Below are 22,100 nucleotides of genomic sequence, written 5' to 3'. Positions count from 1 at the left end.
CGAACCACCACTCCCAGTGAACCCGGCGGGACAAGAGGTGGAAAGTCCCTGGACCGGGGGATTCGTGAGAGGCTTCGCCCGCTGGACGCCCCCCTCATGCCCCCCCCCCGTTCCCTCGTCACGCTCGCAGGAGGCGTGCTCCTCGCGCTCATCATCGGCGCGGTGGGGCTGGCCTTCGTGTCGCTGCGCACGGGGCCGCTGGAGGAGCGGCTGGTGCGTGAGGTCCAGGCGCTCACCGGGACGCGCTACACGCGGCCGTCCCACGTGAGTCCTCCGGTGCCGGGCACCTTCGCGCGGCGGATGGAGCCGCTGCTGGACCCGGTGCTGCGGCTGTACCAGGACCGGCCCAAGACGGGCGGAGCGCCGGACTCGCCGCAGGGACAGCCCTGCCGCGACGTGGCGGATGGAAAGCTGCCCGTGACGTCGCTGCCCTCGGGGTGCGAAGAGGCGCTGGAGCGCGCCCGGCCCCTGATGGCGCAGGTGCTGGAGGCCACCCACGCGGAGGTAGGCGGGCTGCCCGAGGGCATGGGCTCGCTGGCGCCCCTCACGCCCGCGCGCGCCAACGGCAAGTTCGCCTTGATGTACGTGGTGCACCTGGCCGCGCTCGAGACGCGGATGAAGCTGTCCCGGGCGGAGGCCTCGGCGGCGCTGGACACGTGCCTGGATGCGCTGGCGCTGAGCCGCGAGCTGGAGCTGGGCGGCGGCATGGAGGGCCAACTGCTGGCGGCGACGGGCCACGGCGTCCTCTACCGCCCTTGCGCGGACGCGCTGGACGCCGCGCCCCTGGAGCGGAAGCGACGGGCCCTCTCGCAGCTCGCGCGGCTGGCCGAGGGCTTCGCGCCCTTCTCCCAGACGCTGCGCCAGGAGTCGGTGCTCCTCCAGCTGGTCCACTTCGGAGACCAGCTCTCCGAGGAGGCCCAGGCCGCGCTGCCCCCGGGCAGTCGCGACATCGTGCCCGCGGAGCTGCGGGCGCTGGCGTCACCGTCGGCCCCTCCGCTGATGGCGCGGCGCACGTGGTGGAAGCTCGTGGAGGGCTTCGACGCGCTGACGGCGTCGGCGGACCTGCCCACGGGCGCGCGTCGGCGCGCGTTCGCCCTGCTCGAGGCCGAAGCGGAGGAGGACGAGGCCCCCCTCGCCGCGCCGCGGGGCCCGGACGTCACCACCTATGGCGAGTACGCGGAGCGGCTGGACCTGCGCAAGCTCCAGCACAACGCGCTCATCGCCCTGGCGGAGGTGGACGTGGCGCGCGCGGAGCGAGGCCAGTGGCCCGACACCGCCCCCCGGCACAAGGACAGCTCCTTCGTGCTGGAGGCCCTGGGCCCCATGGAGGCCCGACTCGAGCCGTGCTCGCGCGCCTATGCGTCCCAGGGGCTGCGCGTGACGGCGGACCCGCCGTCCACCGCGCGCCCCTGACGCCTACGCGGCGGACACCTCCACCGAGCCCAGCCCCTCCACGTCCAGCCGCACCCGGTCTCCCGGCTGGAGCATGTGCGCGACGGTGGCCGCCCCCGCCAGGACGATGCTCCCCGCCGGGAGCACCTGCCCGCGCCGGGCCAGGAGCTCACACAACTGGATGACCGATACCACCGGGTCACCGGAGATGGCGTCCGAGCGGGCCGACTGCGCCAGCGCGCCATTCACGGACATCCGCATCTCCAGCTTCGTCAGGTCCATGGCGCGCGGCGGGTGCTCGACCTCACCGAGCACGAACAGCGACGAGGACGCGTTGTCCGCCACCACGTCCGGCAGGGAGAAGTACTTGAAGTCGCGGTAGCGCGAGTCGAGGATCTCCATCGCGACGAACACGGACGCGCACGCGTCCAGCACCTCGTCGCGCGTCACCTGTCCGCGCAGCTCACGTGAGGTGCGGAAGGCAATCTCCGGCTCGATTTTGGGGTGGATGGCCTGGCCGAGAGCAATCACCCCGCCCGCGGCCACGCGCATCCGGTCCGTGAGGACGCCGTACACGGGTGAGTCCAGGTTCATCTGCCGGCGCTTGGCCTCGGACGTCAGCCCCATCTTCAGGCCCACCACGCGCTCGCCGTCCGCCTGGCGCAGGCGGATTCCCTCCTCCTGGACGGTGTACGCGTCGGGCACGGCCAGCCCCGGCAGGCCGCTGGTGAGGGGGGCGACCGCGCGCCGCTCCCGCCGCGCGTCATTGAGTCGAAGGGCGAGCGCCGAGGGGTCCACTTCGTCGTTCCACGTCATGTTCGGCCCACTCCCTGTTCGCGCAGCGCCAGGGGCGGCGCCGGGGCGCGCAGCAGAGCACGCCCCACGTCCCCGCGCGAGGCACGTGAAGCCCCGTTGCCCAGGACGGGATGCTCACGGGTATTGCCGGAGTGAAGACGGGCTGCATAACCTCGCCGCGCCCCCGGGCCGGGGTGGGCTCCACGAAACGAAGCAAGGACTCCTCTTTCATGCGACTCACATCGTTCCTGGTGCTGATGCTGCTCCCCACCTCCGCGGCGCTCGCGGAGGACAAGCCGGGGCGGCATACCCATGATGGCTTCTACCTGCGCGGCCAGTTCGGCCTCGGCTACCTGCACTCGAAGGCCACCGACGTCGACCTGGTGGTGAAGGGCGCCGCGGGCTCGCTCAACCTGGAGCTGGGCTACGCGGTCATCAACAACTTCATCCTCTACGGGAAGCTGTCCGGCGCCTCGGCGTCCAACCCCGACATCCGCGTGGGCGGCACCACCCACGAGGGCGACCCGGACGACGACGTGAGCGTCATCTACGCGGCGATGGGCGTGGGCGCGGCGTACTACCTCATGCCCGCCAACGTCTATTTCTCCGGCGCGGTGGTGGTCAACCAGCTCAGCGCCTCGCACGAGGGCACCCTCGAGGGCGAGTCCGAGGCGGGCGTGGGCCTGCACCTGGGCGTGGGCAAGGAGTGGTGGGTGAGCGGGAACTGGGGCATCGGCGTTGGCGCGGAGCTGGCCCTGGGCCGCATCCGCACCGGCGACCGCAGCCGCGACAACTGGGACGTCACCCACGTCGCGCTGGTCTTCTCCGCCACGTACAACTGACGTGGCGGCCCGGCGGGGACTCCTCCCTCCCGGAGGAAGTCCCCACGGCCGTGACATCAGCCCTGCTGGTTGAGGCCCGCGGCGACGGAGCGCGCGGCGAAGCGCGGGCTGAAGCGCACCATGAAGGCGGCCAGCTGGTTGAGGAAGCCGTGGATGGCCAGCACCCGCCCGCGCATCATCACCCCGTAGGCGTGCTCCACCACGTCCGCCGCGCTGGCCACGCCGGGCCGCTGGAACAAGCGGCTCTTCGACGTGCCCGCCCGCTGCGCGAACTCCGTGTGCGTCGCCCCGGGGCAGTGGCACGTCACCGTCACCCCCGAGCCCTTCAGCTCGTGCGCGAGCGCCTCCGACAGCGACACGACGAAGGCCTTGGTCGCGTAGTACGTGGCCATGTACGGCCCGGGCTGGAAGCCCGCGGTGGAGGCCACGTTGAGCACCCGCCCGTGGCCACGCTCGCGCATGGGCCGGGCGAACAGGTGCGTCAGCTTCAGGAGCGCGGTGCAGTTGAGGGCCACCATCTCCGCCTCGCGCTTCACGTCCTGGTCCAGGAACGGCCCCGAGGAGCCGAAGCCCGCGTTGTTGACGAGGAACTCCACCTCCAGCCCGCGCTCGGACACCCGCGCGAAGAGCTGCTCGGCGGCCTCCGGCTGGCCCAGGTCCAAGGGAATCACGTGGGCCTTCACCCCATGCTCCTTCTCCAGCGCGGAGGCCAGGGCCTCCAGCCGCGGCGCGCTCCGGGCCACCAGGATGACGTCATGCCCATCCCGAGCGAACCTCCGCGCGAACTGCTCTCCAAGACCCGCCGAGGCTCCGGTGATGAGCGCCACCTTGCGTGACATGTCGACTTCCTCCCGGTCCCCCTTATAGCCGCCTCATGCGGGCTCGCGCCTGGGAAGGATGACCTCGAAGTGGCTGCCGCGCCCCGGCTCGCTGCGCACGTGGATTTCGCCGCCGTGCGCCTCGACAATCTGCCGCGTGACGTAGAGGCCCAGCCCCAGGCCCCCGTAGTGACGCTCGCTCACGGCGCGGCCGAAGCGCTCGAAGATGTGGGCCTGGTACTCCGGGGAGATGCCGATGCCCGCGTCCTCCACGCGCACCAGCACCTGGTCCCCCTCGTCGCGCAGCTCGATGTGCACCGGCTGGCCCGCGCCATACTTCAGCGCGTTGGAGAGCAGATGCGTGAGCACCTGCTCCAGCCGGACCCGGTCCCAGCTCCCCTTCACGTCGCCTCGCGTGAAGAGTGACACCTGGCTGCCGGCCTGCGTCGCCGCGAGCGCCAGGTGCGCCTTCACCTCGCGCGCCAGCATCTCCAGGTCCATGTCCTCGCGCTGCAGCGTCATCCCACCGCTGGACAGGCGCGAGACGTCGAGCAGCCCGTCCACCAACCCCGCCAGCTTGTCCACCTGCCGCTGCACGACGTCCAACTGCGAGAGCACCGTCGACGCGGGGAGCGACGAGGACAGGTCCGCGCTCGTCTGCCGGCGCAGCCACTGGAGGCGCAGCTGCAGCGGGGTGAGCGGCGTCTTCAGCTCGTGGCTCGCGACCGCGAGGAACTCGTCGCGCAAGCGCACCGAGCGACGGGCCTCCCGGTACAGCCGCGCGTTGTCCACCAGCAGCGCGGCGCGGCGGGCCAGGTCCTGCGCCGTCTCCAGGTCCGCCTGGGTGTAGTGCCGCGAGGGCCGCACCGCGAGGAAGGTGAGCGCGCCCAGCGAGCGGCCTCGGGCCAGGAGCGGCACGGAGAGCAGGGAGTGGAAGCCCACGTCGCGCATGACGTCGTGGTGCTCGTCGCTCACCGACACGCGGCGCAGCCAGGCCTCGTCCACGTCGTGCACCAGCACGGACTCCGCGTCGCGCGCCACGCGGGTGGTGGGGTGGACGCTGCCCTCGGGCCCGGGAGGAAAGTCCCACACGCGCGCGGCCAGCGCGTCCTCGCCCGGGTCCGCGTGCGCCACGGACGTGCGCTGCACCGCGCCCGTGTCGTCCTTCAGGTCGACGAAGCACCAGTCCGCCATGACCGGCACGCTCAGCCGCGCCAGCGTGTCGAGCGTGGCCTTCGGGTCCAGCGAGGACGACGCCAGCACGCGGCTCGCGTCGGCGAGGAAGGCCGCGCGCTGCTCGGCGGCCTCGGCCTCCGTGCGAGCGCGCTGCTCCTCTCGCAAGAGCCGCGCGGACTCCAGCGCCAGGCTCGCCAGGCGGACCAGTCCCGACAGGGCCACGTCGTCCTCGCGGGTGAAGTCCCCCACCTCCCGGTCGAAGAGGTGGAGCATGCCGGCGCCCGAGGGCAGCGGCACGCAGAGCCTGCCCCGAGGCTCCGCGCGAGTCCCCCGCCCCCTGCCTGCTCCCCGGGCGGACTCCTCGGCGGACGGCACGCTGTAGCCTCCCCAGTCCTCGTAGGCGCGGGAGAGCGACGTGACGCTCGCCCCCTTCGACTTCCCGGGGGCAGGCGTCAACACGACGGTCGCCTGGTGGGCACGCGTCAGCCGCCGCGCGACGTCCACGAGCACCTCCAGCGACTCCTCGACACTCACCGCGGACGGGGGCGGCCTGGAGTCCGCACGCGGTGCCTCCGCACGCACCTGTTCCATCGGCATGTCCATATCCTCGACCCACCACCCTGGCCGGCCCGCACGGCACATTCCCAGGGAAGGAAGATGCGCATGCTTCACTGGAGCGACAGCGTCTCCAGCTCCTCGTCGTAGGCCCACACATCTCCGAAGCGGCCCCAGCGCACCAGGGTGTCGAAGATGCGCTCGTAGTCCTCGAAGGGCATGTGGAGCACGATGAGCTCGAGCACCTGCTCGCGCCGCAGCGCCTTGCGTGGCTGCTGCTCCAGCACGGACTGGAGCTGGCGGAAGATGCCCAGCCGGAGCACCTGCCGCCGCCAGAGCGCCTTGCGGCCCGGCACGTCCGCGTCCAGGAAGTCGCGCGCGATGGGCGCCAGCACCACCGTCCGCTTGGGCGTGTCCACCCACTCCAGCATCTCCGCGGCCTTCACCACGTTGAGGGCCTTGCCGAACTCCTGGGCCGTGTCCGTGGCCATGCGGAACACATCCTCCGAACCTCCGCGCGCGCCCAGGTACTCCAGCAGGCCCACCACCTGGCTGGTGCTCACCGTGGGCAGGGGCTCCATGCTGGAGGCGGGGCTCTCCGCGGGCCTTGGCGCGGAGGGGGCCGGTGCGTCCGGCAGCTCATGCCCGGTGATGGTGTCGTGCAGCCGGTCCACCATGCGCAGCAGCTCCGGCGAGCGATAGTCGCGCGGACGCGGCAGCGTGTTCTCCACCACCGCGCGCACCACGCCCGGGTGCGCGCCGAGCACCACGATGCGGTCCGCCATGTAGACGACTTCCTTGATGTCGTGGCTCACCATCAGGATGGAGGAGGAGCGCCGGTGTTTGGCCGCCCACAAGTCGAGCACCTCCGCGCGCAGGCTCTCCGCGGTCAGCGCGTCCACCTGGCTGAAGGGCTCGTCCATGAAGAGCAGCTCCGGGTCCAGGGAGAACGCGCGCGCCATGCCCACCCGCTGCTTCATGCCTCCGGACAGCTCGCGCGGATACGCCGCCTCGAAGCCGTTGAGCCCCACGATGCGCACGGCGTGGGCGGCGCGCTCGTGCACCGCCGCTCGCGGCAGGCCCGCGGCCTGGAGGACGACCTCCACGTTCTGGATGACGGTCATCCACGGGTAGAGCGCGAAGGACTGGAAGACGATGGCCACGCCGGGGTTGAGCCCCGTGAGCGGCTGGCCGTGCGCGAGCACCTCGCCTCGGGAGGGACGAATCAATCCCGCGAGGATGCGCAGGATGGTGGACTTGCCACACCCCGAGGGCCCCAGGAGACAGACGACCTCGTTGGGCCGCACCTGCAGGTGGATGTCCCGGAGCACGGGCAGCGGCGCGCCGTTGGGTTGGGTGAAGTCGTGCGACACGCCGCGCAGTTCACAGAGGGGCTCGGTGAGGGAGGAGTCGGGGCGGGGGTCCATGGCGGGGCTCGTCAGCTCAGCGAGAAGCGCGTGCGCGCCAGGGTGTGCAGGCGCTTCCACACCAGGCGGTTGAAGGTCACCAACACCGCGGACATCACCACGACGCTGACCGCGAGCAGCGGGAAGTCCGCCCCCGCCGCGGCCTGGCTGATTTGGGAGCCCAGGCCCGGAGCGACCAGGGTTTCTCCTCGGGAGTGGGCCAGCTCCGCGACGATGCTCGCGTTCCAGGCGCCTCCCGCCGCGGTCATCCAGCCCGTCAGCAGGTACGGGAAGAGGGCGGGCAGGAAGAGCGTGCGCAGGCGCAGCCAGCCTCGGATGCCGTAGGCGCGCGACATCTCGCGCAGGTCCGCGGGGATGGCCGTGGCGCCGGCCACGACGTTGAAGAGGATGTACCACTGGGTGCCCAGCAGCATGAGCAGGATGCTCCCCCACCCCAGGCCCACGCCCGCGAAGGCCAGGCCCGCGATGACCACCGGGAAGAGCATGGGCGCGGGGAAGGACGCCACCACCTGGATGACGGGCTGGAGGAGCCGGGACGCCCTCGGAGACAGGCCGATGGCCAGCCCCGCGGGCACCGCCCACAGCGTCCCCAGGAACGTGGACAGCAGCACGCGCCCCAGCGTCACCAGGGCCAGGCCCAGCGTCCGGCCCCACTGCGCCAGCGACACCTCGCGCAGGATGAGCACCAGGCGGTACGCGCCGATGAGCAGCAGCACGACGAGCACGGCGAAGAGCACGTGCGACAGGTGGTGCGTGAGCGGGTTCTCCGAGGGCTTCGTCGAGGGGGCGGGGGCGCGTCGCGCGCGCGGCCGGGCGAGCAGGAGGGACAGCCGGTCCAGACCGGAGCGCAGGAGCCCCAGGAGTCGCGAGCGGCGCAGCAGGTCGAGGAACCAGGAGTCCATGGCCTCCGCCTGGCCCCCTTCCTCGACGCGGAACTTCTGGGCCCAGACGACGACGGGGCGCCAGAGGACCTGGTCCAGGAAGACAATCATGGTGGTCATCGCGAGGATGGCCCACAGCATGGCGGGCACGTCACCGTGGGCCACGGCGACGCTCATGTACGAGCCCAGGCCGGGCAGCCGGAAGTCCCGGGTGCCGAGCACGAAGGCTTCGTTGATCATCAGGAAGAACCACCCTCCGGCCATGCTCATCATGCTGTTCCACACGAGGCCGATGGTGGCGAAGGGGAGCTCCACCCACTTGAGCTGTTGCCAGCGACTGAACCGGTAGACGGTGGCGGCCTCGCGCTGCTCGGAGGGGACGGAGCGCAGCGAGTGGTAGTAGCTGAACGTCATGTTCCAGGCCTGGCCGGTGAAGATCATCAGGACGGCGGCCAGCTCCAACCCGACGTTGCTCGTGGGGAACGCGGCGACGAGCGCGAGCACGAGTCCGGGCATGAAGCCCAGGACGGGGATGCTCTGGAGGATGTCGAGCAGCGGCAGCAGGACGCGCTCGGCCACGCGGTCCTTCGCGGCCCAGTAGCCATAGACGAGCGTGAAGGTGAGCGAGAGGGCGTAGGCGATGAGCCCTCGGGACATCGAGAGGAAGGTGTACTCGGGCAGCGCGCGAGGGGACAGGTCGATGTCCACGGAGGGCCGCAGGGCGCCGGTCCACTCGTGGGCCGCGTGGAGACCTCCGAAGAGGGCTCCGGCAAGGCCGGCGATGACGAGCACGTCGACGAAGCTGAAGCGGCGTCCACGCGCCAGCGTGGCGTTGGACTCGCCCCACGTCACCGAGGGTGTCGTCTTCATTCCGCGCCTCCGTTGCGGGCAATCAAGCAACGGAAGCGGGGCGCCGCTACTTCGTCACGCCAGCGCGAGATGACGGTTCAACAGACGTCGGCGTCCGGCGCCAGAGGTCCAGGGTGGATTCGAGGGCGCTCCAGCTCCACGTTCGATTTCGATGGGGTGACTTCGACTGTCTTTCGTCGCGAGTGCACCCGACGCGGTGATGACCCGGTCCTCTCGAGAGTCCCAGCATCTTTGTCCTTCCGCGTCATCCCGATGGGACAGGAGCGCTCTCGGACGGAGAAGGCAAGCGTTCCTTCGGGCCGTGTCAGGGATGCGCCACCGGGCGTGGCACCAGGCGAGGGCCCCTGAACGCCGCCGTCAGTGATGCTGGTGACGGGTCCAGGGGTTGCGTACATTGCGCCGCGTTCGACCTGGGTCTGGCGTGGGCGCTCGCGGTCCACTGCCGGGAGTGGGCACACACGGAGGTCCGCCATGCAGAAGGTGCTCAACTACATCGGGGGAGAGATGCTGCCCGCCCGCGGAGGCACGTGGCTGGACAAGCCCGAGCCCGCGACGGCGAAGACGTACGCGCAGGTCCCCGACTCCGACGAGAGCGACGTCCAGCGCGCCGTGGAGGCCGCCTCCCGCGCCTTCCCCGCCTGGTCCGCCACGCCCGCCGCCGAGCGCTCGCGCATGCTCCGCCGCATCGCGGACACGATTCGTCAGCGCCTGCCCGACTTCGCCCTCGCGGAGTCCATCGACTCCGGCAAGCCGCTGGCCGTCGCCTCCTCCGTCGACATCCCGCGCAGCATCCTCAACTTCGAGTTCTTCGCCGACGCCGTCACCCAGTTCTCCAGCGAGTCCCACGCCACCGACGGCGTGGCCCTCAACTACACGCTGCGCTCACCGCTGGGTGTCGTCGGCTGCATCTCCCCGTGGAACCTGCCCCTCTACCTGCTGACGTGGAAGCTCGCGCCCGCGCTGGCCATGGGCAACTGCATCGTCGCCAAGCCCTCCGAAGTCACACCCATGACGGCCTACCTGCTCTCCCAGGTCTGCCGTGACGTGGGCCTGCCCCCCGGCGTGCTCAACATCGTCCACGGCCTGGGCCCCAAGGTCGGCGCGGCCATGAGCCAGCACCCGGACATCCCAGCCATCTCCTTCACGGGCAGCACCCGCGTGGGCGCCGAGATTGCCCGCGTGGCCGCACCCGCCTTCAAGAAGCTGTCGCTGGAGATGGGCGGGAAGAACCCCAACGTCATCTTCGACGACTGCGACTTCGACGAGGCGCTCGCCACGACGGTGCGCTCATCGTTCTCCAACCAGGGGCAGATCTGCCTCTGCGGCCCGCGCATCTTCGTGCAGCGCTCCCTCTACCCGCGCTTCCGCGACGCGCTGGTGGAGCGCACGCGAGCGCTCAAGGTGGGCGACCCGCTGGAGGCCGGCACCGAGCAGGGCGCGCTGGTCTCCCAACAGCACTTCGACAAGGTGATGGGCTACATCGACCTGGCGAAGCAGGAGGGCGGACGCATCCTCACCGGAGGCAAGCGCGCCAGCCTCTCCGGCCGCTGCGCCGAGGGCTGGTTCGTGGAGCCCACCCTCATCGAGAACCTGGACGCCTCCTGCCGCACCAACCAGGAGGAGATCTTCGGCCCGGTGGCCACGCTGATGCCCTTCGACCACGAGGACCAGGTCCTCGCGTGGGCGAACGCCACGAAGTACGGCCTGGCCGCCAGCGTGTGGACGAAGGACCTGTCGCGCGCGCACCGCTTCGCGGCCCGGCTGCACAGCGGCATCGTCTGGGTGAACTGCTGGATGCTGCGCGACCTGCGCACGCCGTTCGGCGGGGTGAAGGACTCGGGCGTGGGACGCGAGGGCGGCTGGGAAGCGCTGCGCTTCTTCACCGAGCCCAAGAACGTGTGCATCAAGCTGTGACGCGCTGGACGGAGACACGACGTGAGCACCAGTGAGCGAGTCGATTCCCAGAAGGCCCCCGAGCCCGTGGGCCTGTATCCCCACGCGCGCCGCGTGGGCAACCTGCTGTTCCTGTCGGGCGTGGGGCCGAGGGAGCGCGGCACGAAGAAGATTCCCGGCGTGGAGCTGGACGCCGAGGGCAACATCCTCTCCTACGACATCGAGAAGCAGTGCCACTCGGTGTTCCGCAACGTCCGCTACATCCTGGAGGACGCGGGCTCCTCGTGGGAGCGGCTGGTGGACGTCACCGTGTACCTCACGAACATGAAGAAGGACTTCCCCATCTACAACCGGCTGTGGGCGGAGTACTTCAAGGACAACCCGCCGTGCAGGACGACGCTCGAAATCAACGCGCTCCCCACGCCCATTGCCATCGAGCTCAAGTGCATCGCCACCATCGGAGACGAATGAATGGGCCGCCTGACTCCCATCAACTTCAAGAAGTGGATTGACGAGCACCGCCACCTGCTCAAGCCGCCCGTGGGCAACCAACTGGTGTGGGCGGACCGTGAGTTCATGGTCACCGTCGTCGGCGGGCCGAACGCGCGCACGGACTACCACATCAACGAGGGCGAGGAGTTCTTCTACCAGCTCGAGGGCTCCATGAACCTGCGCGTCCTCGATGACGGCAAGCCCGTGGACATCCCCATCCACGAGGGCGACATCTACCTGCTGCCGCCCAAGCTGCCGCACTCGCCGCAGCGTCCCGCCGGCACGGTGGGCCTGGTGCTGGAGCGCCGCCGCCTGCCGCACGAGCTGGATGGCTTCATGTGGATGTGCCCCTCGTGCAACGAGAAGCTCTACGAGGAGTTCGTCCACGTCACGAACCTCGTGACGCAGCTGCCCCCCATCTTCGAGCACTTCTACGGCAACCCCGAGAACTGCACCTGCAAGAAGTGCGGGACGAAGGTCACCAAGGGAGGGCCGACGCGTTGAAGGTCGACATCCACACGCACCTGTTGCCCGAGAAGCTCCCGCGCTTCGCCGAGCGCTACGGCTACGGGGGCTTCATCACGCTGGACCACCACAAGCCGTGCCGCGCGCGCATGCTGCGGGACGACGGGAAGTTCTTCCGCGAGATTGAGAGCAACTGCTGGGACCCGGTGAAGCGCATCGAGGAGTGTGATGCGACGGGCGTCCACGTCCAGGTGCTCTCCACCGTGCCGGTGATGTTCAGCTACTGGACGAAGCCGGAGCACGGCGCGGACCTGTCCCGCTTCCTGAATGACCACGTGGCCGGAGCGGTGCGTGAGCACCCCAAGCGCTTCGCGGGCCTGGGCACCGTGCCCCTCCAGTCGCCGGAGCTTGCGATTCGAGAGCTGGAGCGGTGCGTGAAGGAGCTGGGGCTGTCGGGCGTGCAGATTGGCAGTCACGTCAACGACTGGAACCTCTCCGACGAGAAGCTGTTCCCCTTCTTCGAGGCGGCCAGCGAGCTGGGCGCGTCCATCTTCGTCCACCCATGGGACATGATGGGCGAGGCGAAGATGCAGAAGTACTGGCTGCCGTGGCTGGTGGGCATGCCCGCGGAGGTGTCGCTGGCCATGTGCTCGCTCATCTTCGGCGGAGTAATGGAGCGGCTGCCCAAGCTGCGCTTCGCGTTCGCGCACGGTGGCGGCTCGTTCCCCGGGACGCTGGGCCGCATCGAGCACGGCTTCGAGGCCCGTCCGGACCTGGTCGCCGTGGACAACAAGGTGCCACCGCGCGACTACCTGGGCCGCTTCTGGGTGGACTCGCTGGTGCACGACGCGGACACGCTGCGCTTCATCGTGAAGCTGTTCGGCCAGGACAAGGTCGCGCTGGGCAGTGACTATCCGTTCCCCCTGGGCGAGGACCGCCCGGGCACCCTCATCGACTCACTGACCGAGCTGTCTGTCGACACGCGCGAGCAGCTGCTCTGGAAGAACGCACTGGCGTGGCTGGGCCGCGCTCGCGAGGACTTCGCACCATGACGACGCACTCCTTCGAGGACACCGAGGACTTCGCGCGCCGCGCCGACGAGGCCGACGCGCTTCGCTCCTTCCGCGACGCGTTCCACTTCCCGCCGGGGACGGATGGCAAGCCGCTGGTGTACCTGGCGGGCAACTCGCTGGGGCTCCAGCCGAAGAACGCCGCGCGCTACGTGCAGGAGGAGCTGGAGGACTGGGCCCGCTTCGGCGTGGAGGGCCACCACCACGGACGGCACCCGTGGCTGCACTACCACGAGCTCGTCACCGAGCAGGCCGCGCGGCTGGTGGGCGCGAAGCCGCAGGAAGTGGTGGTGATGAACACCCTGACGGTGAACCTGCACCTGATGATGGTGTCGTTCTACCGACCCACGAAGACGCGCTTCAAGATTCTCGTGGAGGGCGGAGCGTTCCCCTCGGACCAGTACGCGGTGGCGTCGCAGGCGCGCTTCCACGGGTATGACCCGCGCGAGGCCATCCTGGAGCTGAAGCCTCGCCCGGGTGAGGAGACGCTGCGCACCGAGGACATCCTCGCCACGCTGGACCAGCACGGGCACGAAGTGGCCCTGGTGATGTTGGGCAGCGTGAACTACCTCACGGGACAGGCGTTCGACATCCCGGCGATTACGAAGACGGCGCACGCCAAGGGCTGCTTCGTCGGCTTCGACCTGGCGCATGGCGCGGGCAACCTGAAGCTGGCCTTGCATGACGACGGGCCGGACTTCGCGGTGTGGTGCTCGTACAAGTACCTCAACGGCGGGCCGGGCGCGCTGGCGGGGGTGTTCGTGCACGAGCGGCATGCGCGCTCGAAGGACATCCCGCGCTTCGAGGGCTGGTGGGGACACGACAAGGCGACGCGCTTCCAGATGGGGCCGACGTTCGACCCGCTGCCGGGCGCGGAGGGGTGGCAGTTGTCCAACCCGCCCATCCTCCAGCTCGCGGCGCTGCGGGCCTCGTTCGAGCTGTTCGACCAGGCGGGCATGGAGGCGCTGCGCGCGAAGAGCGAGAAGCTCACCGGCTACCTGGAGTTCCTGCTGGAGAAGTTGCCTCCGGGTTTCGTGCGCATCATCACGCCCAGGGACGTGAAGCAGCGGGGCGCGCAGTTGTCGCTGCGGTTCAAGGGCGAGGCGCAGGGGATGCTCAAGCGCTTGTCGGACGCGGGCATCATCTGCGACTTCCGCAAGCCGGACATCATCCGCGCGGCGCCCGCGCCGCTGTACTGCTCGTTCACCGACGTCTACCGCTTCGTGCGGACCCTGGAGGCCCATGCGCGCGACTGAGCACAACGAGACGGTCACCATCGTGGGCGCGGGCCTGGTGGGCTCGCTGCTCGCGGTGGAGTTGGCCCGCCAGGGCTACTCCGTGGAGGTGCTGGAGCGCCGCCCGGACATGCGCCGCGAGGTCATCGACGCGGGGCGCTCCATCAACCTCGCCATCTCCACGCGGGGCCTGTACGCGCTGAGACAGCAGGGGTTGGAGGAGGAGGCGCTCCGCCACGCCATCCCCATGCGCGGGCGGATGATTCATCCGCCGAAGGGCTCGCTGGTCTATCAGCCGTATGGCAAGGACGACTCGCAGCACATCAACTCGCTGTCGCGGGCGTGGCTGAACAAGTTCCTGATGTCGGCGGCGGAGGAGTCGGGTCGGGTCCGCTTCCGCTACCGGCAGCGGGTGACGCACCTGGATGCGAAGACGGGTGTGCTCACGGTGGTGGACGAGGCCACGGGCGAGGAGCGCCGCGAAGAAGGCCGCGTGGTGTTCGGCACGGATGGCTCCGGCTCCGCGGTGCGACAGGCGCTGGAGCAGGTGCAGGGCTTCGAGTCGACGCAGGAGCAGCTGGGGCACGGCTACAAGGAGCTGACGATTCCGGCGGGGCCGGGTGGCGCGTTCCAGATGGAGAAGCACGCGCTGCACATCTGGCCGCGTGGGACGTACATGCTGATTGCGCTGCCCAACGAGGACGGCAGCTTCACGTGTACGTTGTTCCTGCCATGGAAGGGGCCGGTGAGCTTCGAGTCCCTGGACACGCCGGCTCGACTGGAGGCGTTCTTCGAGGAGCAGTTCGCGGACGCGAAGGCGCTCATCCCGGATTTGACGGAGGCGTTCTTCGCGCGGCCCACGGGCAGCATGGTGACGGTGAAGTGCGCGCCGTGGCACGCGGGCGGCAAGGCGGTGGTGCTGGGGGATGCGGCGCACGCCATCGTCCCGTTCTTCGGCCAGGGGATGAACTGCGGCTTCGAGGACGTCACGGTGTTCAACCGGCTGCTCGCGGAGCACGGCTCATGGGAGAGCCTGTTCGGTGCGCTGGAGAAGCTGCGCAAGACGAACTCGGACGCCATCGCGGACATGGCAGTGGAGAACTTCATCGAGATGCGCGACAGCACGGGCAACCCGCGCTTCTTGTTGGAGAAGGCGGTGGAGAAGGTGTTGCTCAATGCCTTCCCGGGGACGTTCGTCAGCCGCTACTCGATGGTGAGCTTCAGTCGGGTGCCGTACCGGCTGGCATATGAAGTGGGGGCGATTGCCGGTGGCATCGTCTCGGAGTTGTCCGAGGGGCTGACGCGCGCCGAGGACGTGGACCTGGAGCGGGCCGGGCGGCTCATCCAGGAGCGGTTGGTGCCATTCATGAAGGAGCACGCGGATGGATTTCGGACTGAAGGGTAAGCGCGCGCTCGTCATGGGCGCGTCGGCGGGACTGGGCTACGCGACGGCGCAGGCGCTGGTGAGGGAAGGCGCGACGGTGGCCATCTGCTCGCGCGGTGGCGACAAGCTGGAGAAGGCGGCGAAGTCGCTGGGCGCGGCGCTGGCGGTGCCGTGTGACCTGACGCAGCCGGGTGCGGCGCGGCGGCTGGTGGACGAGGTGGCGGCGAAGCTGGGTGGTGTGGATGTGCTCGTGGTGAACACGGGCGGGCCTCCGGCGGGGCCGTTCGAGGCGCTGACGGCGGAGCAGTGGCAGCTCGGCTTCCAGAGCCTGTGGATGGCGGCGGTGGATGGGATGCAGGCGGCGCTGCCGGGGATGCGGGAGCGGAAGTGGGGTCGCATCGTGCTGGTGACGTCGCTGGCGGCGCGTGAGGCGATGGCGAACCTCACGGTGTCCAATGGCTTGCGCGCGGGGTTGCTCGGGTTGGTGAAGACGGTGAGCAACGAGGTGGCGCAGCACGGCGTCACGGTGAACGCGGTGCTGCCGGGCTACCACGCGACGGAGCGGATGACGGAGCTGGGGCTCACGGACGAGAAGGTGGCGCCGCAGATTCCCGCGCGCCGACTGGGCCGTCCGGAGGAGCTGGCCGCGCTGGTGGCGTTCCTGTCGTCCGAGCAGGCGTCCTACGTCACCGGCCAGTCCATCTGCGTCGACGGTGGAGCGCAGCGCGGGTTCTGAGCGACACAGGCGCGAGGGCCTCCACCCGAGGCCCCGCGTGCTCGCGGCAGGGCTCGTGACGCATGGGGTCTGCATGAGCGGACCTCATCCGCGAGGATGTTTGGGATAGTGTCTCGGACTCCGGCAGTTCGTGTGCGGAGGCTCCGAAGCCACGGGCACTCCGCTCCACCGTCGCGGAGGTCAGCACCATGAGGCGAGGACACCTTTCCTGGGTCGCCGTGCTGCTGTTTGCCATCACCAACCTGCCTTCGCGCGGGCTGGCGCAACAGGCCCCTGAGGCCCGCTCCGCCGAGCGGCGAATCCAGCTCGTGAAGCTCTGGGGCACTGTTCGCTTCCGCCATCCGCAAGCCCTCTCCAAGCCCGCCGAATGGGACGCGGCGTTCCTCGCTGCGCTGCCCAAGGTCGAAGCGGCGAAGGATGCCCAGTCCTATGCCGCGGCCGTCCAAGGGATGCTCGCGGCGCTCGGAGACCCGGCCACGCTGGTGGAGCCCGAGACACCTCCCGCCACCTCCATTCCTCCTCCCACGCTGCGCGCGCTCAAGAGCTGGGAGAAGGACGTCCTCGTGCTCGACCTGCGCAACCTGCTGGGCCCCGAGGCCCAGTCCGCTTGGGCTGAGCTGGAGCAGTCAGTCGACGCGGACGCGGCGAAGGCTCGCGCGGTGGTGCTGGACCTTCGCATGCGCGGACTCACGCGCTACGGCCTCCCGTGGGTGCTGCCCGCGCTGCTGCCCCACTTCATCGAGGGCGAGCTGAGCGTGCCCGGCATGCGCGAGGTGGCGCACATGGGACTGAAGCCCCAGGACGGTGAGCAGAGCGTCCATGACACCCACTTCCTCGTCTCCGCCAGCTCCCTCATCACGGGCACTCCAGGCAAGAAGCCCGCCCTGCTCGTCTTCCTCGTCGACCCGAGCACGGCCCTCGACCTATCCGTCCTCGCGTTGCAGGCGCAAGGCAAGGCGCTCCTCGTCACGGAGGGCCCGCTCGACGACTCCTCCATCAACCTCCAGATTCCGCTCCCCCTGGGCGAAGGCTATCGCGCGCTGATGAGCAGCAACGAGCCGGTGCTCCCGCTCTCCGCGGACCTGGCGCGCCCCGTCCGCGTCCGCATGGACGGGCCCGATGAAGGGATGAGACAGGCCCTCGCGCTCGCGACACGTCCTCCCAAGCGAGGAAGCCTCCCCGCCAGGACGCCTCGGCCGCTCGCCACCTGGCGTCCGGAGCCGGCCTACCCCGAGGCGCTCTACCCGTCCCGCGAGCTGCGCATCCTGGCTGGGGCCAAGTTGTGGACAGCGGTGGACTCCTTCTTCGCCTACCCCGACTTGATGGACCGGCCCTGGGAGTCACGCCTGCCGGAGCTCCTCGAGAAGATGGAGAAGACCCGAAACGCCACCGAGTACGTCCTCGCGCTGGCCGAGGCGGGCACCTGGTTGCGAGACGGCCATGTCCACGTGAGAGGACACCCCGAGCTCCAGCGGTTCTTCGGCGTCAGCGCGCCGGTCTGGGTGACGGACATCGACGGCAAGGCGGTCGTGCTGGACGTGTTCGTCCCGGAGAGCATGCCGGGGCTCGCGGTGGGCGACATCATCGAGAAGGTCAACGGGGAGCCCATCGATGAGCGGGCGCGCAAGTTCGCCCCCTACACGTCGGCCTCGACGCCTGACTTCCATCGGCACGTCACGCTGCGACGCGCGCTCGCGGGGCCCGATGGCTCCGAGGCGCGTCTCACCGTGCGTGATGCGAAGGGGGTCAAGGAGGTGAAGGTCACCTATCGGCAGGGGCTGGGGTTTCCCCCTTCGTCGCGCAAGGAGGCCTTCCAGCTGCTGGATGGGAACATCGGCCTCGTCGACTTCGCCTTGCTGGAAGCCTGGCAGGTGCCCGCCCTGTTCGAGAAGCTCAAGGACACCCGGGGCATCGTGTTCGACCTGCGCAACTACCCACGCGGGAGCCTGTGGGCGCTCGCGCCCTATCTCGACGTGAAGGGCTCGCGACCGTTCGCCCTCGGGGAGTCTCCCTTCGTGGGCGGGCTGCACTCCGGCTGGCTGAAGAACACGAGCCATGCCTCCCCGAATGCCCCCTTCAAGTATCAAGGGCGCACCGTCACGCTGATTGATACGCGCACCATGAGCCAGGCCGAGCACACCGGCCTGATGTTGGAGGCCACGGCGGACACGGTCTTCGTGGGCAGCCCGACCGCGGGCGCCAATGGAGACATCACCCATGCGGTGCTGCCCGGAGGGGTTCGCTTCTCCTTCACCGGAGCGAACATCCGCCATGGTGATGGGCGGCAGCTCCAGCGCAAGGGATTGGAGCCCCACGTGAAGCTGCGCCCCACCCTCGCGGGCCTGCGCGCGGGTCGGGATGAGTTGCTGGAGCGCGCCCTCCAAATCCTGAAGGAGAAGCCCGCTCAGCCGACGTCTACCCGCCGGGAGTGACCGCTAGACACTCACTTGTATTCCTCGACAGAGAGGTTGTCGACGAAGGCAGCCGTGTTCGAGGAGGGATTGCCCAGCCATATCCACAGGCCGAGCCGTTCAATCGGTGTGACGGCCACACCGTTCGACGTCGCGGCGAAGGTCGTCGACACGGACTGACCGCCAGAAACGCTGGCGGCAATCGAGCGTGAGGCCTGGTCGAGGCTCCACTGAATGTCCACGACTTGCCCGCCCGCAACACTGGCCAGGACGCCAGCGGAGGTGAACAGCGGGTAGTTTCCCTCCATGCCGTTCTCGGTGAACGGGTTCAGGAGCTCGATGCGGGTGGTGCTCGCCTGGTAGTTCCCCACCGAGAAGCCGCCCAGGAAGTCACTCATGTTCGGGCCGTTGACCGCACGCAACCCGATGAGGAGCTGACCCAGGCCCTCCATGCGAACGCGCAGGTGGCCGCGGATGCTCGCGCCAGCCGTGAACACGTCGGAGGTGACGAGGATGGCGCGCTTGCGGAAGTCGGGGGCACTCACGAAGGAGGGCTGCGGCGTGATGCGAAGGCGCTGTCCCCCCGCCGGGTCGGCCACGACAACGGACGTGGTCTGTGTGGACGTATAGGAGGCCAGCACATCGTTCGGCGGGCTCGGCGCCGGATAGGTGGCTGGCGCAGCCCCGAGCGCGTCCTGCTCGAACGTGACATCCATCCGCGACAGCGTCTTGCAACCGACTCCGGAGAGGACAACCACGGCCATGAGCCAGGACCACCCACTCGTTCCTCGCGTCATTTGAATCCTCCGTTCCGCGAGGCCACTCTGCTTCACGCGGCTGGCCCGGTTCGGACGCGGGCCGTGCTGACACACACACTGTCGACTTCCGGGATGCCGAGCCGTTGCATGGCGGACATGCCCAGGATTCCTGCCCCGAATCAGCGGCCCCCGTGCTCGGTCCGCAGCGCGCAGCGCGTGCCCTCATCGCTCAGAGCTCCACCGGCTCCAGCTGGGCGACGAAGTGCGCGAGCCCGGGGACCGGAGACTCCCGCGCGAGCTTCAGACCGTAGCGGATGGAGTTCCTCCGTTGGTACACGGCGGCCACCATCTGGGCCACGTAGTCCATGTGGTGGTTCGAATAGGCACGCCGTGGCACGGCGAGCCGGTACAGCTCCAGTTGAGGAGGTATCTTCTCGCCCGTGGAGAGGTCCGTCTCCTCGAACGCCAGGGCGCCGAGCCCCACGCCTCGGATGGCGCCCTCGCGATACACCTCGATACTCAGCACGTCGGCCGGGTAGTACCTCCGCGGGATGTGCGGCAAGAACGCGCTGGCGTCGATGAAGACGGCGTGGCCACCCACGGGGCGCAGGACGGGGACCCCCACCTCGCTCAGCTGGTCTCCCAGGTAGCCCACCTGCGCCACCCGGTGGGCCAGATACTCCTCGTCCACCATCTCCCGGAGTCCGCACGCCAGGGCCTCCAAGTCCCTCCCGGCGAGGCCGCCATAGCTCAGGTATCCCTCGAACAGGATGGTCCTGGGAGCGAGCTGGTAGTAGAGCGCCTCCGTGCGCGTGGCCACCAGGCCGCCGATGTTCACGAGCGCGTCCTTCTTGCAACTCACGGTGATGGCGTCCGCGCAGTCCATCATCCGCCGGAGAATCTGGGCGCAGCTCAGGTCTTTGCAGGACGGCTCGCGCTGCTGGATGAACCAGGCGTTCTCCGCCATGCGCGCGGCGTCCAGGAACAGGGGGATGCCGCGCGCACGGGCCATCCTGGCGCAGGCCTGGAGATTCTCCAGACTGACCGGCTGGCCGCCGCCCGAGTTGTTGGTGACGGTGACCATGATGAGCGGGATGCGCTGACGCGGATGCTGCGCGAGCACCAGCTCCAGCTTTCCCAGGTCGACGTTGCCCTTGAACGGAGCATCCAGCCCAGGCTGGAAGGCCTCGTCCACCACGCAACTGAGGGGCCGGGCCCCGGCGTGGAAGATATGGGCCCGGGTTGTATCGAAGGGCATGTTCATGGGGATGACATCCCCGGGCTGGGCGAGCGAGCCGAAGACCACGTGCTCCGCGCCGCGCCCCTGGTGCGTGGGAATCACGTGGTCGAACCCGAGCAGCTCCTGGACGGCCTTCTTCAGGTTGAAGAAGCTGTTCGCGCCAGCATAGGCCTCGTCGCCATTCATCATCGCCGCCCACTGCTCCTTGCTCATGGCCCCCGTGCCGGAGTCCGTCAGCAAGTCCAGATAGACGTCCCGGCTCTTGAGCTGGAACATGTTGTACTGGCTGGTTTTCAGGACGGCCTCGCGCGTCGAACGACAGGGCAGCGACAAGGGCTCGATCATCTTGGAGCGAAAGGGCTCCGGCATGAGGCGTGGTTTCATGAGCAGGACCTTCTCGCGGAGAGTTTTTCTTCCGCGCGCCGCAAGATGGCGAGCACGCCCCCTTTCGCCCATGGGTCCCGAGGGTGACTCATCAGGGGACGCACGAACCCGCGGGCCATGCGTCTCCGCGAGCCGGAAGCCCGCTGCGTCCAAGCTACCCGATGGTTCTCGAAGGTTTGTCGAAGGTAGAGCCCGTTGTTTCCCTGTCCGCGAGCCGCTCTTCGACGAGGTGTCTCGAACGCCCTCGAAGTCTGGCGTTGCGTTTCGGGAGCGACGTCGGCCGTATCGGAAGGGCTGTCTGGGACTCTCGGGCGCCCGCGGCCGAGCCGAGCATGGATGGCGTGTCATCCAGCCGTTGAGCCGGTCGCGGCGTGGGGGTGAGTCGACTCCAGCCATGACTCACGGCACCACGCAGGGAGTCACATCAGCGAGCGGATGGCCTCCACCACACGAGGCCACTCCCGAGAGCGCGGGTCGACCACCTCGAAGTGCCCCGCCCCCGCCAGGCTCACCGTGCTCACGGCATCCCCGAGCGAACGGCCCCGGGCGCAGAAGTCCTCGCTCATCGCCACCGGAACCGTGTCGTCCTCGACGCCGTGGATGAGCACCTGCGGCAGGCCCAGCGGCTGGAGCGCGGAGGGTGAGGCCAGCGAATAGGACGCCGCGAGGGCCTCGGGCGTGCCTCCCATGAAGGACTCCACGACGCAGTCGCTCAATCGCAGCTCGAACGCGCGCGGCAGATGCGACACGGCCGCCAGCGCCACGACCCCGCGAGGCCGCAACGGATTGCCGCGACACAATGCTCCACGCGCCGGCAGCCGATGCCTCGCCCCCAGCCACAGCGCGAGATGACCTCCCGCGGAATGCCCCGTGAAGACCACGCGCGAGAGGTCCAAGGAATGTGCCCCCGCGAGGGCACGCAGATGGTCCGCGCCAAGCGACACATCCTCGAACGTGCCCGGAAAGCCTCCGCCCTCATGGCCAATGCGGCGGTACTCCAGGCTCCACGTCGCGAAGCCGCTCGCCGTCAGCGCGGCGCACGCATGCCCCATGTACGTGAGGTCATATTTCGCGCGCCAGAATCCCCCATGGACGACGACCACCACCGGGTGCGGCCCAGGGCCCGAAGGAAGCCGCAGCTCTCCGAAGTGATGGGGCCCCGGGCCATAGGCGATGCGTGCGTCAGGAGCGGGAGACGGCTCGTCGAGGACCCACAGAGAGGACATGCGCGCATCCTGAGGACAGCCCCGCCTCCGGGGCAAGCCTTGCCGCGAAC

General features: G+C 69.4%; 18 protein-coding genes. 10 read left to right on the top strand and 8 right to left on the bottom strand.

Going from position 1 to position 22,100, the window contains the following annotated elements; translation table 11 throughout:
- The first annotated feature begins 96 nt into the window (after window positions 1-96).
- Window positions 97-1,413 (top strand): hypothetical protein, encoded by a 1,317-nt coding sequence (locus MYSTI_RS04725; RefSeq protein WP_015346558.1) that lies wholly within the window; start codon window positions 97-99, stop codon window positions 1,411-1,413.
- A gap of 3 nt (window positions 1,414-1,416) precedes the next feature.
- On the opposite strand, the gene MYSTI_RS04720 is transcribed toward MYSTI_RS04725, so the two are convergent.
- Window positions 1,417-2,208, bottom strand: a complete 792-nt coding sequence (locus MYSTI_RS04720; RefSeq protein ID WP_015346557.1) for a 2-keto-4-pentenoate hydratase — start codon at window positions 2,206-2,208, stop codon at window positions 1,417-1,419.
- A 209-nt stretch (window positions 2,209-2,417) separates the two neighbouring features.
- Here MYSTI_RS04720 and MYSTI_RS04715 point away from each other — a divergent pair, with 209 nt between their 5' ends.
- Entirely contained in the window at window positions 2,418-3,029 is a 612-nt protein-coding gene (locus MYSTI_RS04715; RefSeq protein WP_015346556.1) for an outer membrane beta-barrel protein, read from the top strand.
- Window positions 3,030-3,085: 56 nt separating this feature from the next.
- Here MYSTI_RS04715 and MYSTI_RS04710 read toward each other — a convergent pair whose 3' ends face one another.
- The 4 genes from MYSTI_RS04710 to MYSTI_RS04695 form a co-directional block, all read right to left on the bottom strand.
- Window positions 3,086-3,868 carry an SDR family NAD(P)-dependent oxidoreductase gene (locus MYSTI_RS04710; protein WP_015346555.1) on the bottom strand — a complete coding sequence of 261 codons (783 nt, stop codon included), beginning with the start codon at window positions 3,866-3,868 and terminating at the stop codon, window positions 3,086-3,088.
- A gap of 33 nt (window positions 3,869-3,901) precedes the next feature.
- Window positions 3,902-5,620, bottom strand: coding sequence for a GAF domain-containing sensor histidine kinase (locus tag MYSTI_RS04705; RefSeq protein ID WP_015346554.1), 1,719 nt, complete (start codon window positions 5,618-5,620; stop codon window positions 3,902-3,904).
- Between the two features lie 71 nt (window positions 5,621-5,691).
- Window positions 5,692-7,005 carry an ABC transporter ATP-binding protein gene (locus MYSTI_RS04700; protein WP_015346553.1) on the bottom strand — a complete coding sequence of 438 codons (1,314 nt, stop codon included), beginning with the start codon at window positions 7,003-7,005 and terminating at the stop codon, window positions 5,692-5,694.
- An 11-nt stretch (window positions 7,006-7,016) separates the two neighbouring features.
- Entirely contained in the window at window positions 7,017-8,756 is a 1,740-nt protein-coding gene (locus MYSTI_RS04695) for an ABC transporter permease (protein ID WP_015346552.1), read from the bottom strand.
- Window positions 8,757-9,227: 471 nt separating this feature from the next.
- Here MYSTI_RS04695 and MYSTI_RS04690 point away from each other — a divergent pair, with 471 nt between their 5' ends.
- The 8 genes from MYSTI_RS04690 (at window position 9,228) to MYSTI_RS04655 (ending at window position 18,463) form a co-directional block, all read left to right on the top strand.
- Window positions 9,228-10,670, top strand: coding sequence for an aldehyde dehydrogenase (locus tag MYSTI_RS04690; RefSeq protein WP_015346551.1), 1,443 nt, complete (start codon window positions 9,228-9,230; stop codon window positions 10,668-10,670).
- A gap of 21 nt (window positions 10,671-10,691) precedes the next feature.
- Complete coding sequence (locus tag MYSTI_RS04685) at window positions 10,692-11,120, top strand: RidA family protein (protein ID WP_015346550.1); 429 nt, start codon at window positions 10,692-10,694, stop codon at window positions 11,118-11,120.
- Window positions 11,121-11,645: a 3-hydroxyanthranilate 3,4-dioxygenase gene (nbaC, locus tag MYSTI_RS04680; RefSeq protein ID WP_015346549.1), complete on the top strand. Its 525-nt coding sequence runs from the start codon at window positions 11,121-11,123 to the stop codon at window positions 11,643-11,645.
- Window positions 11,642-12,658, top strand: coding sequence for an amidohydrolase family protein (locus MYSTI_RS04675; RefSeq protein ID WP_015346548.1), 1,017 nt, complete (start codon window positions 11,642-11,644; stop codon window positions 12,656-12,658). The genes nbaC and MYSTI_RS04675 overlap by 4 nt, the downstream gene beginning before the upstream one ends.
- Window positions 12,655-13,932 carry a kynureninase gene (gene kynU, locus MYSTI_RS04670; RefSeq protein ID WP_015346547.1) on the top strand — a complete coding sequence of 426 codons (1,278 nt, stop codon included), beginning with the start codon at window positions 12,655-12,657 and terminating at the stop codon, window positions 13,930-13,932. The genes MYSTI_RS04675 and kynU overlap by 4 nt, the downstream gene beginning before the upstream one ends.
- Window positions 13,919-15,316 (top strand): FAD-dependent oxidoreductase, encoded by a 1,398-nt coding sequence (locus MYSTI_RS04665; protein WP_015346546.1) that lies wholly within the window; start codon window positions 13,919-13,921, stop codon window positions 15,314-15,316. The genes kynU and MYSTI_RS04665 overlap by 14 nt, the downstream gene beginning before the upstream one ends.
- Complete coding sequence (locus MYSTI_RS04660) at window positions 15,294-16,031, top strand: SDR family oxidoreductase (protein ID WP_015346545.1); 738 nt, start codon at window positions 15,294-15,296, stop codon at window positions 16,029-16,031. The genes MYSTI_RS04665 and MYSTI_RS04660 overlap by 23 nt, the downstream gene beginning before the upstream one ends.
- Before the next feature lie 188 nt (window positions 16,032-16,219).
- Window positions 16,220-18,463: a S41 family peptidase gene (locus tag MYSTI_RS04655; protein WP_015346544.1), complete on the top strand. Its 2,244-nt coding sequence runs from the start codon at window positions 16,220-16,222 to the stop codon at window positions 18,461-18,463.
- Between the two features lie 11 nt (window positions 18,464-18,474).
- Here MYSTI_RS04655 and MYSTI_RS04650 read toward each other — a convergent pair whose 3' ends face one another.
- The 3 genes from MYSTI_RS04650 to MYSTI_RS04640 form a co-directional block, all read right to left on the bottom strand.
- Entirely contained in the window at window positions 18,475-19,206 is a 732-nt protein-coding gene (locus tag MYSTI_RS04650; protein ID WP_144369990.1) for a hypothetical protein, read from the bottom strand.
- Window positions 19,207-19,429: 223 nt separating this feature from the next.
- On the bottom strand, window positions 19,430-20,824 hold the full coding sequence (locus MYSTI_RS04645) for a tryptophanase (protein ID WP_015346542.1): 1,395 nt from the start codon (window positions 20,822-20,824) through the stop codon (window positions 19,430-19,432).
- A 419-nt stretch (window positions 20,825-21,243) separates the two neighbouring features.
- Window positions 21,244-22,050, bottom strand: a complete 807-nt coding sequence (locus MYSTI_RS04640; RefSeq protein ID WP_015346541.1) for an alpha/beta hydrolase family protein — start codon at window positions 22,048-22,050, stop codon at window positions 21,244-21,246.
- Window positions 22,051-22,100: the final 50 nt, after the last annotated feature.

Source organism: Myxococcus stipitatus DSM 14675 (genome assembly GCF_000331735.1).
Taxonomy (GTDB): domain Bacteria; phylum Myxococcota; class Myxococcia; order Myxococcales; family Myxococcaceae; genus Myxococcus; species Myxococcus stipitatus.
Note: the sequence above shows the minus strand (reverse complement) of the source record. Positions and strands in the feature narration are given on the sequence as shown.